This is a genomic window from Bacillus sp. AY18-3 (assembly GCF_008042305.1).
Lineage (GTDB): Bacteria > Bacillota > Bacilli > Bacillales > Bacillaceae_G > Bacillus_A > Bacillus_A wiedmannii.
Genome location: NZ_QKQR01000020.1, coordinates 1 through 15,062, shown reverse-complemented (window position 1 = coordinate 15,062; position 15,062 = coordinate 1). Strand labels below are relative to the sequence as shown.

General features: G+C 37.6%; 15 protein-coding genes. All 15 read left to right on the top strand.

The window, feature by feature from the left end:
- Positions 1 to 233: 233 nt before the first annotated feature.
- The 15 genes from tilS (at position 234) to lysS (ending at position 14,743) form a co-directional block, all read left to right on the top strand.
- Positions 234 to 1,664 (top strand): tRNA lysidine(34) synthetase TilS, encoded by a 1,431-nt coding sequence (gene tilS / locus DM800_RS18370; RefSeq protein WP_000655443.1) that lies wholly within the window; start codon positions 234 to 236, stop codon positions 1,662 to 1,664.
- Positions 1,661 to 2,203 (top strand): hypoxanthine phosphoribosyltransferase, encoded by a 543-nt coding sequence (hpt, locus tag DM800_RS18365; RefSeq protein WP_000981845.1) that lies wholly within the window; start codon positions 1,661 to 1,663, stop codon positions 2,201 to 2,203. The genes tilS and hpt overlap by 4 nt, the downstream gene beginning before the upstream one ends.
- Positions 2,204 to 2,288: 85 nt before the next feature.
- Positions 2,289 to 4,190 carry an ATP-dependent zinc metalloprotease FtsH gene (gene ftsH / locus DM800_RS18360; protein ID WP_001079657.1) on the top strand — a complete coding sequence of 634 codons (1,902 nt, stop codon included), beginning with the start codon at positions 2,289 to 2,291 and terminating at the stop codon, positions 4,188 to 4,190.
- A gap of 224 nt (positions 4,191 to 4,414) precedes the next feature.
- Positions 4,415 to 5,203 (top strand): type III pantothenate kinase, encoded by a 789-nt coding sequence (locus DM800_RS18355; protein ID WP_000578367.1) that lies wholly within the window; start codon positions 4,415 to 4,417, stop codon positions 5,201 to 5,203.
- Positions 5,204 to 5,209: 6 nt separating this feature from the next.
- On the top strand, positions 5,210 to 6,085 hold the full coding sequence (gene hslO, locus DM800_RS18350; protein ID WP_147787313.1) for a redox-regulated molecular chaperone HslO: 876 nt from the start codon (positions 5,210 to 5,212) through the stop codon (positions 6,083 to 6,085).
- Positions 6,086 to 6,197: 112 nt separating this feature from the next.
- Entirely contained in the window at positions 6,198 to 7,121 is a 924-nt protein-coding gene (gene cysK, locus DM800_RS18345; RefSeq protein ID WP_087983740.1) for a cysteine synthase A, read from the top strand.
- Between the two features lie 219 nt (positions 7,122 to 7,340).
- On the top strand, positions 7,341 to 8,738 hold the full coding sequence (gene pabB / locus DM800_RS18340; RefSeq protein WP_001189683.1) for an aminodeoxychorismate synthase component I: 1,398 nt from the start codon (positions 7,341 to 7,343) through the stop codon (positions 8,736 to 8,738).
- A 5-nt stretch (positions 8,739 to 8,743) separates the two neighbouring features.
- Complete coding sequence (pabA, locus tag DM800_RS18335) at positions 8,744 to 9,331, top strand: aminodeoxychorismate/anthranilate synthase component II (protein ID WP_000602298.1); 588 nt, start codon at positions 8,744 to 8,746, stop codon at positions 9,329 to 9,331.
- Positions 9,325 to 10,197, top strand: coding sequence for an aminodeoxychorismate lyase (gene pabC, locus DM800_RS18330; protein ID WP_147787312.1), 873 nt, complete (start codon positions 9,325 to 9,327; stop codon positions 10,195 to 10,197). Before pabA ends, pabC begins: the two co-directional genes overlap by 7 nt.
- Positions 10,172 to 11,032 (top strand): dihydropteroate synthase, encoded by an 861-nt coding sequence (gene folP, locus DM800_RS18325; RefSeq protein ID WP_048542168.1) that lies wholly within the window; start codon positions 10,172 to 10,174, stop codon positions 11,030 to 11,032. The genes pabC and folP overlap by 26 nt, the downstream gene beginning before the upstream one ends.
- Positions 11,033 to 11,395, top strand: a complete 363-nt coding sequence (gene folB, locus DM800_RS18320) for a dihydroneopterin aldolase (protein ID WP_000358076.1) — start codon at positions 11,033 to 11,035, stop codon at positions 11,393 to 11,395. It abuts the gene before it with no gap.
- Positions 11,392 to 11,907 (top strand): 2-amino-4-hydroxy-6-hydroxymethyldihydropteridine diphosphokinase, encoded by a 516-nt coding sequence (gene folK, locus DM800_RS18315; RefSeq protein ID WP_001059453.1) that lies wholly within the window; start codon positions 11,392 to 11,394, stop codon positions 11,905 to 11,907. Before folB ends, folK begins: the two co-directional genes overlap by 4 nt.
- Complete coding sequence (locus DM800_RS18310; RefSeq protein ID WP_000387029.1) at positions 11,859 to 12,062, top strand: helix-turn-helix domain-containing protein; 204 nt, start codon at positions 11,859 to 11,861, stop codon at positions 12,060 to 12,062. The genes folK and DM800_RS18310 overlap by 49 nt, the downstream gene beginning before the upstream one ends.
- A gap of 23 nt (positions 12,063 to 12,085) precedes the next feature.
- Positions 12,086 to 13,084 (top strand): tRNA dihydrouridine synthase DusB, encoded by a 999-nt coding sequence (gene dusB / locus DM800_RS18305; protein ID WP_000912237.1) that lies wholly within the window; start codon positions 12,086 to 12,088, stop codon positions 13,082 to 13,084.
- Positions 13,085 to 13,243: 159 nt separating this feature from the next.
- Positions 13,244 to 14,743, top strand: a complete 1,500-nt coding sequence (gene lysS / locus DM800_RS18300) for a lysine--tRNA ligase (protein WP_000369672.1) — start codon at positions 13,244 to 13,246, stop codon at positions 14,741 to 14,743.
- Positions 14,744 to 15,062 lie beyond the last annotated feature (319 nt).

The window sequence follows — 15,062 nt, the reverse complement described above, 5'->3', positions numbered from 1 at the left end:
ATTTTAAGTGTGATGTTTCTTTATCACTGTTTCTTTCTAAAAACCTAGGTGGATGCCTAGGTTTTTTTACTTTAAAAGATAATGTTATTACTTTTGTGAATATGTACGGATGATGTAAGATAAAAATGTAATTTTTGTATATCTTTTTTTTGCACAATGTTTGTAAAAGTTGTACCATTATAAACAAGGTAACTAACGTTGCTGTTCTTGTTTAATGAAAGGTGATTACGAAGTTGAAAGATACATTTGTTGAAAAGGTAGATGACTTTGTAAAGCAGCATGATGTATTAAAGGAACGTTCAACAATTGTTGTAGGGGTTTCTGGTGGTCCTGACTCTTTGGCTCTTCTATATTATTTGTTAGAAAAAAGAGCAGCAAAACAGTTCGAAATTGTAGTGGCACATGTAGACCATATGTTTAGAGGTGATGAATCTCATGAGGACCTACAGTTTGTGCAGGACCTTTGTAAAGGGCTGGGAGTTATTTGCGAAACGATAAGGATTAATGTGTCGCAATATCAACAGCAACACGGAATGAATGCACAGGTTGCTGCTAGAGAATGCAGATATGCATTTTTGGAAAGAATAATGAAGAAATATGATGCGAGATATGTAGCTCTTGGACATCATGGTGATGATCAAGTAGAGACGATTTTAATGCGCCTTGTACGAGGGAGTACTCCGAAAGGATATGCAGGAATTGCAGTGAAGCGTCCTTTTCATAATGGATATTTAATTAGGCCGTTACTTGGAGTAACGAAGGAAGAGATTGTTGATTACTGTAATAAGCTAAAAATAATTCCCCGTATAGATCCAAGTAATAAAAAGGAAGTATATACAAGGAATCGATTACGCAAATATGTTCTTCCTCATTTGAAAGAAGAAAATTCACAAGTGCATGAGAAATTCCAAAAATTTAGCATGCAGATGCAAGAGGATGAGGCGTATTTGCAGGAATTAGCTTTTGAGAAAATGAATAAAGTAATTACAAAAAAAAGTGATAAACAAATTAGCTTATCAATTCCTGCCTTTGAATCCATGTCTATGCCTTTACAAAGAAGAGGGATTCAACTAATATTAAACTATCTTTATGAATATAAGATTCCATCTTCTCTTTCCTCTATACATATTGACAAAGTGATCGAGTTTTTTAAGCGGACACAACCTTCGGGTTCACTTGATTTCCCAGGTGATTTAAAAATTGTTCGCGCATACGAGGAGTGCAGCTTTGGATTTAAACAAGAAATTGTTTCTCCTTTTTTACAAGATTTATCAGTGCCCGGGACAATTACGCTATCGAACGGGGATAAGCTTGTAACAGAGGTGAGCGAAGACATACCAAGTAACATGAATGAAACAGTATTTGTTGCTAAGTATAATGATATATCATATCCACTTCGTATTCGTTCTAGAGAAAATGGAGATCGCATGTCAATACAAGGTATGAATGGCACAAAAAAGATAAAAACTATTTTTATCGAAGCAAAAGTACCAAGAGAAAAAAGAGAAGAATGGCCGGTCGTTTGTGATGCAAGTGGGAATATTATTTGGGTACCCTTGTTGAAGCGATCTGCATTTGCTATCTCGAAAGAGGCGGCAAAGAAGGATAAATATATGATTATTCACTACAAAAGCAAGGAGTCTTCCGGGAGGATAATGAAATGATGAATCAAGATATCGAAAAAGTATTAATTTCTGAAGAACAAATACAAGAAAAGGTGCGCGAATTAGGTGCGGTTATTGCAGAGGATTATAAAAACACAATACCTCTTGCGATTGGTGTATTAAAGGGCGCAATGCCATTCATGGCAGATTTATTAAAGAGAACAGATACATATCTTGAAATGGATTTTATGGCTGTATCTAGTTACGGTCACTCTACTGTTTCAACAGGCGAAGTGAAAATTTTAAAAGACCTTGATACTTCTGTAGAGGGTCGCGATATTTTAATCGTTGAAGATATTATTGATAGCGGTCTTACGCTAAGTTACTTAGTAGACCTATTCAAATATCGTAAAGCGAAGTCTGTAAAAATTGTTACGTTATTAGATAAGCCGACAGGCCGTAAGGTAGATTTGAAAGCGGATTATGTTGGGTTTACTGTTCCACATGAATTTGTTGTAGGGTATGGATTAGATTATAAAGAGCAGTACCGTAATCTTCCTTATGTAGGAGTATTAAAACCAAGTGTTTACTCAAATTAATTAAATGCAGGCGTCACAATTGTATAGGAAAGTTTTTCTATGTTACGATTTACTATAGTGTTTATGCCGTGAGAGGAGGTTAGGAATGAATCGTATCTTCCGTAATACCATCTTTTATTTACTGATATTCCTAGTAGTAATTGGAATCGTGAGCTATTTTAATGGTTCGACACAAAAAACGACATCAGTTAGCTACGATAAATTCATTACTAAACTAGAAAAAGGTGAAGTGCGTAATGTGCAACTTCAACCGAAAAATGGTGTATTTGAGGTAAAAGGACAATTTAACAACTCTAGCCAAGGAGAACAATTTGTTACTTATGCACCGAATACTGAGGAATTACAAAAGAAAATTAATGACAAAGCGCAAGGTGCTGAAGTTAAGTATCAACCAGCAGAAGAAACAAGTGCTTGGGTAACGTTCTTTACTTCTATCATTCCGTTCGTCATTATCTTCATTTTATTCTTCTTCTTATTAAACCAGGCTCAGGGCGGCGGTAGCCGTGTTATGAACTTCGGGAAAAGTAAGGCGAAGTTATATAATGACGAAAAGAAAAAAGTTCGTTTCAGAGATGTTGCTGGAGCGGATGAAGAGAAACAAGAGCTTGTTGAGGTAGTTGAATTCTTGAAAGATCCTCGTAAGTTCGCTGAAGTTGGTGCCCGTATTCCGAAGGGTGTTCTATTAGTAGGACCTCCAGGTACAGGTAAAACTTTACTAGCACGTGCCGTTGCAGGTGAGGCAGGCGTTCCATTCTTCTCTATCAGTGGTTCTGATTTCGTAGAGATGTTCGTCGGTGTCGGTGCATCACGTGTACGTGATTTATTCGAAAATGCAAAGAAAAATGCTCCTTGTATCATTTTCATTGATGAAATTGATGCGGTAGGACGTCAACGTGGCGCAGGTCTTGGTGGTGGCCATGATGAGCGTGAGCAAACGTTGAACCAATTACTTGTTGAAATGGATGGATTCGGTGCAAACGAAGGTATTATTATCATCGCTGCAACAAACCGTCCTGATATTCTTGATCCAGCGTTATTACGTCCAGGTCGTTTTGACCGCCAAATTACAGTAGATCGTCCAGATGTAAATGGCCGGGAAGCTGTGCTGAAAGTACATGCTCGTAATAAACCGCTTGATGATCATATCAACTTAAGAGCAATTGCAACTCGTACACCAGGGTTCTCTGGTGCGGATCTTGAAAACTTATTAAACGAAGCTGCTTTAGTGGCTGCGCGTCAAGATAAGAAGAAAATTGATATGAGTGACATTGATGAAGCAACGGATCGTGTTATTGCAGGTCCAGCTAAGAAAAGTCGTGTTATCTCTGAAAAAGAACGTAATATCGTTGCATTCCATGAAGCTGGCCATACTGTAATTGGTGTTGTCCTTGATGAAGCAGATATCGTTCATAAAGTAACAATTGTCCCTCGTGGTCAAGCTGGTGGATATGCAGTAATGCTTCCGAAAGAAGATCGTTACTTCATGACAAAACCAGAGTTACTTGATAAAATCACTGGTTTACTTGGTGGTCGAGTAGCTGAAGAGATTGTGTTTGGTGAAGCAAGTACAGGTGCTCACAACGACTTCCAACGTGCGACTGGTATTGCAAGACGTATGGTTACGGAATTCGGTATGAGTGATAAGCTTGGACCGATGCAATTCGGTAGCTCACAAGGTGGTCAAGTGTTCTTAGGAAGAGACTTCCATTCAGAACAAAACTACAGTGATGCAATTGCACATGAAATCGATGTGGAAATGCAAACTATTATAAAAGAATGTTATGCTCGCGCGAAACAAATTCTTACTGAAAAACGTGATAAGCTAGATATTATTGCGAAAACGTTACTTGAAGTAGAAACGTTAGATGCAGAGCAAATCAATCATTTATATGATTACGGCAGATTGCCAGAGCGTCCAACATCTTCAGATGATGTGAAAGTAAACATCAATATGAAGAAGGACGATGAAGAATCAGAAGATAAGTAAGAGATGAAGGAGTGACGATGGTCACTCCTTTTTTTATTTGTGGAACGAAATGAAGTAGAAAAAAATTTAAGTAAATCTGGTATTAAAAATTGAAATAGAGCGTAATCTTTTTGTAAAATGATGAGGATAGAAAAGCTGATTATATAAGTATGTGTGATATGATGTTTTTATAAGTTTTATACATACTGCACAAATATAGATTAAATAAGATAAGTGGTGAGAATATGATTTTTGTATTGGATGTAGGGAACACAAATGCTGTGCTAGGCGTGTTTGAAGAGGGGGAACTTCGTCAACATTGGCGCATGGAAACAGATCGTCATAAGACAGAAGATGAATATGGAATGCTTGTAAAGCAGTTGCTTGAGCATGAAGGTCTTTCGTTTGAAGATGTGAAAGGTATTATCGTGTCTTCAGTCGTACCACCAATTATGTTTGCATTAGAGCGCATGTGTGAAAAGTATTTTAAAATTAAACCGCTTGTAGTAGGTCCTGGAATAAAAACGGGGCTAAATATTAAATATGAAAATCCACGTGAAGTAGGCGCGGACCGAATTGTAAATGCGGTAGCAGGAATCCACTTGTATGGAAGTCCGCTTATTATTGTCGATTTCGGTACGGCTACTACATATTGTTATATTAACGAAGAAAAGCATTATATGGGTGGAGTTATTACGCCGGGAATTATGATTTCAGCAGAGGCTTTATATAGTAGAGCGGCAAAACTTCCTCGTATTGAAATTACAAAACCAAGCAGTGTTGTTGGAAAGAATACGGTAAGTGCAATGCAATCTGGTATTCTTTATGGTTATGTTGGACAAGTGGAAGGTATTGTTAAGCGTATGAAAGAGGAAGCTAAACAAGAACCGAAAGTTATTGCAACAGGTGGATTGGCGAAATTAATTTCAGAAGAATCGAATGTAATTGACGTTGTAGATCCATTTTTAACATTAAAAGGTTTGTATATGTTATACGAGCGTAATGCAAATTTACAGCATGAGAAAGGTGAATAAATGAGTATGAAAGATTATTTAGTAAAAGCGTTAGCATTTGATGGAGAAGTGCGTGCATATAGTGTGCGTACTACAAACACAGTAAGTGAGGCGCAAAGACGTCATGATACATGGAGAACAGCTTCGGCGGCACTTGGTCGTTCTTTAACTGCAGGTACAATGATGGGCGCGATGTTAAAAGGTGACCAAAAGTTAACGATTAAGGTAGAAGGTAATGGTCCGATTGGTCCTATCTTAGTAGATGCTCATGCAAATGGGGATGTACGTGGTTATGTAACGAATCCACATGTTGATTTTGAAGGAACGGAACAAGGGAAATTACGTGTATATCAAGCGGTAGGTACTGAGGGATTTGTAACAGTAATTAAAGATATTGGTATGCGTGAGCCGTTTATTGGTCAATCTCCAATTGTTTCAGGAGAATTAGGGGAAGACTTCACGTATTATTTTGCAGTTTCTGAGCAAACACCTTCTTCTGTAGGAGTTGGCGTTCTTGTAAATGGAGATGACAGCGTATTAGCGGCAGGTGGATTTATCCTTCAAATTATGCCAGGTGCACAGGACGAAACAATTTCATTCATTGAAGATCGTTTGCAGAAGATTCCTCCTGTATCAACGTTAATTGAACAAGGGCTTTCTCCAGAAGAGTTACTGTATGCAGTTCTTGGAGAAGATAAAGTGAAAGTGTTAGAAACGATGGATGTTCAATTTAATTGCACATGCTCACGCGAACGTATTGAGAGTGTGTTAATTAGTTTAGGTAAAACAGAGTTAGAGCAAATTCGCGAAGAAGAAGAAGAGACAGAAGTTCATTGTCATTTCTGTAATGAGCGATACAAGTTCTCTAAAGAAGATATTACAAATTTAATTGAGAGTTTGTAATAGGGAAGTGAGGGAATCCACCCTCTAAATAGATTGACAAACAGGGAATTTTCTGACAAAATCTAAATATAGATAAAACCAATAAAAATACTCGGTGTTAGGAGTGACAGGAATGCGAGTGGCACAATCAGTTTCAGAATTAATCGGGAAAACGCCGATCGTTAAGTTGAACCGCATCGTAGAATCAAACAGCGCAGATATATACTTAAAATTAGAATTTATGAATCCAGGGAGCAGTGTTAAAGATCGTATTGCATTAGCTATGATTGAAGATGCTGAAAAAAAAGGATTATTAAAAGAAGGCGATACAATCATTGAGCCAACAAGTGGTAACACAGGAATTGGTTTAGCGATGGTAGCGGCCGCTAAAGGATATAAGGCAATTTTAGTAATGCCAGAAACAATGAGTATTGAGCGTCGTAATTTATTACGTGCTTACGGTGCGGAATTAGTATTGACTCCAGGGCCTGAAGGAATGGGTGGAGCGATTCGTCAAGCGACTGAATTAGCAAAAGAGCATGGCTACTTTATACCACAACAGTTCAAAAACCAATCGAATCCAGAAATTCATCGTTTAACAACAGGGCCAGAAATTGTTGAACAAATGGGTGACCAATTAGATGCGTTTATTGCAGGTATTGGTACAGGTGGAACGATTACTGGTGCTGGTGAAGTGCTGAAGGAAGCGTATAAAGATATTAAAATTTATGCAGTAGAACCTGCGGATTCACCAGTACTATCTGGTGGGAAACCGGGTCCACATAAAATACAAGGAATCGGTGCGGGATTCATCCCAGAGACATTGGATGTAGAGGTATATGATGAAATTATTCAAGTAAAAGCAGAGCAAGCATTTGAATATGCAAGAAGAGTGGCTAAAGAGGAAGGTATTTTAGTGGGTATCTCTTCTGGAGCAGTTATTTATGCAGCAACAGAAATTGCGAAAAAGTTAGGTAAAGGGAAAAAGGTACTTGTTATTATCCCAAGTAACGGTGAACGTTATTTAAGTACACCGCTTTATCAATTTGAGTCTTAATTATATGTGATTGAAAAAGCATCCTTGAAAAGGATGCTTTTTCTTTTTGGATTGGAAATAGGAAAAGAGTGAATGACTAGAAAACTTCATGTAAAATAAGAGGTAGTATAATTAATTTATTTTCACTAGCCTTCGAGTATAACCACTTTATATATATAATGAATGTAGTTTGAGGTGGTTAATCTAAGAGGGTGGGATAAAAGAAGACGGGGTGTTGATATGCAACGAAGAAAATCTTTAGCACTTTCTATTCCATATCAGTTAGATTTCTTTAAGCAGTATAAATTTCTTTCTAAGGATAAACCGCAACATATTTTGTTAGAGAGTGGACGTGGCGGTCGTTATAACATTGTGGGGTTGAACCCAGTAGCGGTAATCCGAGGGAAGGGTGAAACGTTACATATAAGCGAAAGTGGTAAGGAAACAATAAAACAAGGAAACCCATTAGATTTAATGCAGGAATATATGGAGCGATGGAAAACGGACTATAATCCGGAATACCCTCCATTTCAAGGTGGTGCAATTGGTTACTTTAGTTATGATTGCATCCGTTATATTGAAAAACTCCCTTCCCATGCGGAGGATGACATTAATATACCTGATATATTCTTTTTATTATTTGATGATGTGTTTGTTTATGATCAAAAAGAAAAAGTATTATGGATTATTACACATTATGTAGATAAGCATGAAGAGGCAAAAGAGCGATTAAATGAATGGAAGATTCTTTGGGCGACAGAAGCGCCAGAAGTGAATATACCTTTTGCATGCCCTGAAGAGAAAAGTGAAACAGTTGCTTTTACAGAAGAAAGTTTTATGAAGGCAGTTGAATGTATTCAAGAATATATTGGGGCTGGTGATGTGTTCCAAGTAAACTTGTCGACAAGGCAAGAAAGAACGTTACAAACACACCCACTAGAAATCTATACAAGTCTTCGTGAGATTAATCCATCTCCATATATGGGTTACTTGGAGCTCGGGGATTTTCAAATTGTTAGTGGATCGCCAGAGTTGCTAATTAAGAAAGAGGGAACCGAAGTAAGTACAAGACCGATTGCTGGAACGAGATCTAGAGGGGCGAATGAGCAAGAGGATGAAGAATTAGCAAAAGAGTTAATTGAGAACGAAAAAGAAAGAGCAGAGCACGTCATGCTTGTGGATTTAGAACGAAATGATTTAGGGCGTGTTTGTAAATATGGCACTGTAGAAGTAGATGAATTTATGGTAATTGAGAAATACTCACATGTTATGCATATTGTTTCTAATGTGCGTGGTGAGGTGGAAGAAGATAAAGATGCTTTTGATTTAGTGAAGGCTGTATTCCCTGGGGGAACAATTACTGGTGCCCCGAAAATACGTACGATGGAAATTATTGAAGAATTAGAACCTGTTCGCCGAGGGATTTACACAGGTTCAATCGGGTGGATCGGTTATTCTGGAGATACAGAATTGAATATTGTAATTAGAACACTGCTTGCTAAAGATGGAAAAGCGCATGTACAAGCAGGAGCGGGAATTGTAATTGATTCGAATCCGGAAAATGAATATAAAGAGTCGTTAAAAAAGGCGATTGCTTTATGGCGTGCAAAAGAACGTAGCGAAGAAACGGTTAGGTGAGAGAAATGATATTAATGATTGATAATTATGATTCTTTTACATTTAATTTAGTGCAGTTTCTTGGAGAACTTGGACAAGAGCTTGTTGTTAAACGTAACGATGAAGTGACTATTTCAGATATTGAGAATATGAAACCAGACTTTTTAATGATTTCGCCAGGTCCGTGTAGTCCTAATGAAGCAGGTATTAGTATGGAGGTTATTCAATACTTTGCTGGAAAGATTCCGATTTTTGGGGTTTGTCTTGGACATCAATCCATTGCACAAGTGTTTGGCGGAGAGGTTATACGTGCGGAGCGCTTAATGCATGGGAAAACGTCGCTTATGCATCATGACGGAAAGACGATTTTTTCGGATATCCCTAATCCGTTTACTGCGACACGTTATCATTCCCTTATCGTTAAGAAAGAGACGTTACCTGATTGCTTAGAGGTAACATCTTGGACAGAAGAAGGGGAAATTATGGCGCTCCGTCATACAACATTACCGATTGAAGGTGTACAGTTCCATCCAGAATCAATTATGACTTCCCATGGGAAAGAGTTGTTGCAGAATTTCATTCGTAAATACAGCCCAAGTGTGACATCGTGTTAATTTACGTAAATGGTGAGTATGTAGAAGCAAGTGAAGCGAGAATTTCTCCTTATGATCATGGTTATTTATATGGTCTTGGAGTTTTTGAGACATTTCGTATTTATAATGGTCATCCTTTCTTATTGGATGATCATTATGACCGTTTAATAGATGCGCTGGATACATTGCAAATTAAATGGACAATGACGAAAGATGAAGTACTGCTTATTTTGAAGAATTTACTCGTTAAGAATGAATTAGAGCATGCATATGTACGTTTTAATGTATCAGCGGGTATAGATGAAATTGGATTGCAAACGGAAATGTATGAAGAGCCGTCTGTTATTGTTTTTATAAAACCTTTAGCAGCCCCCGAAGATGTAGTGGAAAAAGAAGGGGTTGTTTTAAAACAAGTGCGAAATACACCAGAGGGTGCGTCTCGCTTAAAGTCTCATCATTATTTAAATAACATTTTAGGAAAACGTGAAATTGGAAATGTTGTGAACAAGGAAGGTATTTTCCTTACTGAAACAGGTTATGTTGCAGAGGGTATTGTTTCGAATCTCTTTTTCGTGAAAGGTGTTATTTTGTATACACCTTCGCTAAAAACAGGGATTTTAAATGGTATCACTCGTGCGTTTATTATAAAGGTTGCTGAAGAGCTGGGCATCGAAGTAAAGGAAGGTTTCTTTACAAAAGATGAATTACTTTCAGCTGATGAAGTCTTCGTAACAAACTCGATTCAAGAAATTGTCCCGCTTTATTATATAGAGGGACGAGATTTCCCGGGTAAAGTAGGTATGGTTACAAAAAGATTTATGAGTCTTTATGAAATGCAGAGAGAGAAATTGTGGAGCAGAAATGAATTGCGAAGAGGAGATGTGTAGTTTGAAGTGGGATTATGATTTGCGCTGCGGCGAATATACATTGAACTTAAATGAAAAAACTTTAATTATGGGGATTTTAAATGTAACACCAGATTCGTTTTCTGATGGTGGGAGTTACAACGAGGTAGAGGCTGCGGTGCGCCATGCGAAAGAAATGCGAGATGAAGGTGCTCATATTATTGATATCGGCGGTGAATCTACTCGCCCGGGTTTTGCTAAAGTATCGGTGGAAGAAGAAATAAAGCGAGTTGTTCCGATGATTCAGGCGGTTGCAAAAGAAGTGGAATTGCCTATTTCTATCGACACGTATAAAGCTGAAGTTGCAAAACAAGCAATCGAAGCTGGCGCTCATATTATTAATGACGTTTGGGGAGCGAAGGCGGAACCGAAAATCGCTGAAGTTGCAGCTCATTACGATGTACCTATTATCTTGATGCATAATCGCGATAACATGAATTACCGCAATTTAATGGCTGATATGATTGCTGATTTATATGAAAGCATCAAAATTGCTAAAGATGCTGGCGTGCGAGATGAGAATATCATTTTAGACCCAGGCATCGGTTTTGCTAAAACACCTGAACAAAATTTAGAAGCGATGCGTAATTTAGAACAGTTAAACGTACTGGGTTATCCAGTTCTCTTAGGTACTTCAAGAAAGTCCTTTATTGGACATGTGTTAGATTTACCGGTAGAGGAACGTCTTGAGGGAACAGGAGCTACCGTTTGTCTCGGCATTGAAAAGGGTTGTGAGTTTGTTCGTGTTCATGATGTGAAGGAAATGGCACGTATGGCTAAGATGATGGATGCGATGATTGGTAAGGGGGTAAAGTAATTGGATAAAATTTATGTTCATGATATGGAGTTTTACGGTTATCATGGTGTATTCCCAGAGGAAAATAAATTGGGTCAGAGATTTAAAGTGGACTTAACGGTGGAGTTGGATTTGAAACAGGCAGGAGAAAGTGATGACTTAGAGCATTCTGTCAATTATGGAGAGCTTTTCGAGTTATGTAGAAAAGTTGTTGAAGATAGAACGTATAAGCTTGTAGAGAGTATCGCTGAAAATATTGCTGCAGATATATTAAAACAATATGAGAGTATTTTCCGTTGTACAATTAAAGTAATTAAACCAGATCCGCCGATACCTGGGCATTATCGTGCTGTAGCAGTGGAAATTACGAGAGAACGTCCATGAATAATATAGCTTACATTGCATTAGGTTCAAATATCGGAGAACGTTATACGTATTTAACTGAAGCGATTCAGTTTTTAAACAAAAACCCGTATATCCAAGTTAACGATATTTCATCTGTATATGAAACAGAGCCAGTTGGCTATACTGACCAAAGTTGCTTTTTAAATTTAGTTATAAAAATTTCTACCAATTTATCACCGCAAGAATTATTGAAAATTACACAAAGAGTAGAGAATGATTTAGGAAGAAAAAGGGAAATTAGATGGGGTCCGAGGACCATCGACCTTGACATTTTACTATATAATCAAGAAAATATTGAAGCAGAGAATCTTATTGTTCCGCATCCGCGGATGTTCGAAAGAGCTTTTGTTATCGTTCCGTTGTTAGAGATTAATCAAGATATAAAACAAAACATTTCACGTTCACAAGTAGAAGAAATGAAAAGGCGAGAGGGAGTAACGGTATGGAAGCAGAAAAATGGGGAAGACGCATTCGTGCTTTTCGAAAGCTAAAAGGTTATACACAAGAAGGTTTTGCGAAAGAGTTAGGGGTATCTGTATCTGTTTTAGGTGAAGTTGAGAGAGGGAATCGATCGCCTTCCCAAGATTTTGTAGTGGAAGTTGCTAAGGCATTAAAGGTTTCAGTGGAGGAATTAATGCCGAAGTGACTATGAAGGAAGGAGTAAGTCGAGTGTTAAAGATTGCAAATATTGAGATGAAAAACCCGGTTGTATTAGCACCGATGGCGGGAGTGTGTAACTCTGCATTCCGTTTGACAGTAAAAGAATTTGGTGCAGGTTTAGTTTGTGCTGAAATGGTAAGTGATAAAGCGATATTACTTAATAACAAAAGAACATTAGATATGTTATATATTGATGAAAGAGAAAAGCCATTAAGTTTACAAATTTTTGGTGGAGAGAAAGAAACTCTTGTAGATGCTGCGAAATACGTAGATAAATATACGACAGCAGACATTATTGATATTAATATGGGTTGCCCAGTACCGAAAATCATTAAGTGTGACGCGGGAGCAAAGTGGCTTTTAGACCCAAATAAAATATATGAAATGGTAGCGGCGGTTGTAGATGCTGTTGAAAAGCCGGTTACAGTTAAGATGCGTATTGGTTGGGATGCAGATCATATTTTTGCAATTGAGAATGCAAAAGCTGTTGAGCGTGCTGGCGGACAAGCAGTAGCGGTTCATGGACGTACACGAGTACAAATGTATGAAGGGAAAGCGGATTGGGATATTATTAAACAAGTAAAGCAAGCTGTAAATATCCCGGTTATCGGAAATGGTGATGTCGAAACGCCACAAGATGCAAAGCGTATGCTTGATGAAATTGGTGTAGACGGTGTTATGATTGGTCGCGCTGCCCTTGGGGACCCGTGGATGATTTATCGTACGGTAAAGTATTTGGAAACAGGTGAATTAATGCCGGAACCGACAGTGCGTGAGAAAATTGACGTATGTATGTTGCATCTAGATCGTCTTATCGATTTAAAGAACGAAAATGTCGCTGTAAGAGAGATGAGAAAGCATGCAGCCTGGTATTTAAAGGGTGTTCGTGGTAATGCAACTGTACGTAATGGTATCAATGCTTGTAATACGCGTGAGGACCTTGCGAATGTATTAGGTGCATTTGTAGAAGAAGTAGAAGCGAAACAACAAACAATTCACGTTGGTTAATAATAGATAGGGAAGATTGACATTCTTCTATACACTTCCTATAATTACGTGAAAGAAAGAAGAACTGCCAGCTAGTTGCTGGCAGTTTTTCTAGTTGAGTAGAAAATGCTATACTGTATATATTGTAAAAATTAATAGAGCTGGAGTGATATCAATACCATGGATAACATGAACCACGAAGAATTAAACGACCAATTGCTTGTTCGTCGTGAAAAGTTACATAACTTACGTGAGCAAGGAATCGATCCGTTTGGTAAACGATTTGAACGTACAAATGCAACAAATGACTTATTAAGCTTATATGGAGAGTTCTCTAAAGAAGAATTAGAAGAGAAAGAAATCTCTGTTTCTATCGCTGGTCGTATTATGACAAAACGCGGTAAAGGAAAAGCTGGATTTGCACATATTCAAGATTTACATGGACAAGTTCAAATTTATGTTCGTAAAGATGCTGTTGGAGATGAAGAGTACGAATTATTTAAAACAGCAGATTTAGGTGATTTAGTAGGTATTGAAGGTAAAGTGTTCAAAACGAACGTTGGAGAACTTTCGGTGAAGGCAACGGGCTTTACACTATTAACGAAATCTCTTCGTCCATTACCGGATAAATATCATGGATTAAAAGATGTTGAACAACGCTACCGTCAACGTTACTTAGACTTAATCACAAGTATGGAAAGCCGTGAAACATTCGTTACTCGCAGTAAAATCATTCGTGAAATGAGAAGATACTTAGATGACAATGGTTATCTTGAAGTGGAAACACCTATGATGCATGCAATTGCAGGTGGAGCTTCTGCGCGTCCTTTCATTACGCACCATAATGCGTTAGATATGGAATTATACATGCGTATCGCAATTGAACTTCATTTAAAACGCCTTATTGTGGGTGGATTAGAAAAAGTTTATGAAATCGGTCGTGTATTCCGTAATGAGGGTGTATCAACTCGTCATAATCCAGAGTTTACAATGATTGAATTATATGAAGCGTATGCTGATTATAAAGATATTATGAAACTAACAGAAAATATGGTTGCGCATATTGCGAAGCAAGTACTAGGTACAACAACAATCCAATATGGTGATTATGAAATTAATCTAGAACCAGAATGGACACGTCTTCATATGGTAGATGCAATCAAGGAACATTCTGGAGCAGATTTCTGGAATCCAATGAGTGTAGAAGAAGCGCGTGAACTTGCAAAAGAACATAATGTAGGTATTAAGGATACGATGGAAGTTGGTCATATTATAAACGAATTCTTCGAACAAAAAGTAGAAGATAAATTAATTCAACCAACATTTATTTACGGTCATCCAGTAGAAATTTCGCCACTTGCGAAAAAGAATGACGAAGATCCACGATTCACAGATCGTTTCGAATTATTTATCGTTGCACGTGAACATGCAAATGCATTCACTGAGCTAAATGATCCGATTGATCAAAAAGAACGCTTTGAAGCGCAATTAAAAGAGCGCGAACAAGGTAATGATGAAGCTCACATGATGGATGATGATTATATTGAAGCTCTTGAGTACGGTATGCCTCCTACAGGTGGGCTAGGGATTGGTATTGATCGTCTTGTTATGTTGTTAACGAATGCACCATCTATTCGTGATGTATTATTATTCCCTGCTATGCGTCATAAACAAGACTAAGCTTTGGAGATTTCTCCAAAGCTTTTTTTATTTGAGTATGAGCTACGTAGGGATAGTAGCTCTTGATGGTGCGAGAAATTATATTTATATAGAAGAAATGTGCTGTTTTTATACTTTTTTACTAAGTTAAAAATTTTATTAGAAAAACTATTGCATTTTAATAATCAAACTGGTATATTTATATTCGTTGCCACGAAAGGTAACAAGCAAAACAAACGAAAAACAACTTATTGAAAAAAGTTGTTGACGAAAATATAACGAAATGTTATATTAATAAAGTCGCTTCTGAGCGGCAGATGAGTTCTTTGAAAACTGAACG

Excerpts from the sequence above, each read along its gene's own strand:
- pabA (WP_000602298.1), top strand. The coding sequence starts at position 8,744 with ATGATATTAATGATTGATAATTATGATTCTTTTACATTTAATTTAGTG.
- lysS (WP_000369672.1), top strand. The coding sequence starts at position 13,244 with ATGGATAACATGAACCACGAAGAATTAAACGACCAATTGCTTGTTCGT.
- DM800_RS18310 (WP_000387029.1), top strand. The coding sequence starts at position 11,859 with ATGGAAGCAGAAAAATGGGGAAGACGCATTCGTGCTTTTCGAAAGCTA.
- ftsH (WP_001079657.1), top strand. The coding sequence starts at position 2,289 with ATGAATCGTATCTTCCGTAATACCATCTTTTATTTACTGATATTCCTA.
- folP (WP_048542168.1), top strand. The coding sequence starts at position 10,172 with ATGAATTGCGAAGAGGAGATGTGTAGTTTGAAGTGGGATTATGATTTG.
- pabB (WP_001189683.1), top strand. The coding sequence starts at position 7,341 with ATGCAACGAAGAAAATCTTTAGCACTTTCTATTCCATATCAGTTAGAT.
- DM800_RS18355 (WP_000578367.1), top strand. The coding sequence starts at position 4,415 with ATGATTTTTGTATTGGATGTAGGGAACACAAATGCTGTGCTAGGCGTG.
- hpt (WP_000981845.1), top strand. The coding sequence starts at position 1,661 with ATGATGAATCAAGATATCGAAAAAGTATTAATTTCTGAAGAACAAATA.
- folK (WP_001059453.1), top strand. The coding sequence starts at position 11,392 with ATGAATAATATAGCTTACATTGCATTAGGTTCAAATATCGGAGAACGT.
- cysK (WP_087983740.1), top strand. The coding sequence starts at position 6,198 with ATGCGAGTGGCACAATCAGTTTCAGAATTAATCGGGAAAACGCCGATC.
- hslO (WP_147787313.1), top strand. The coding sequence starts at position 5,210 with ATGAAAGATTATTTAGTAAAAGCGTTAGCATTTGATGGAGAAGTGCGT.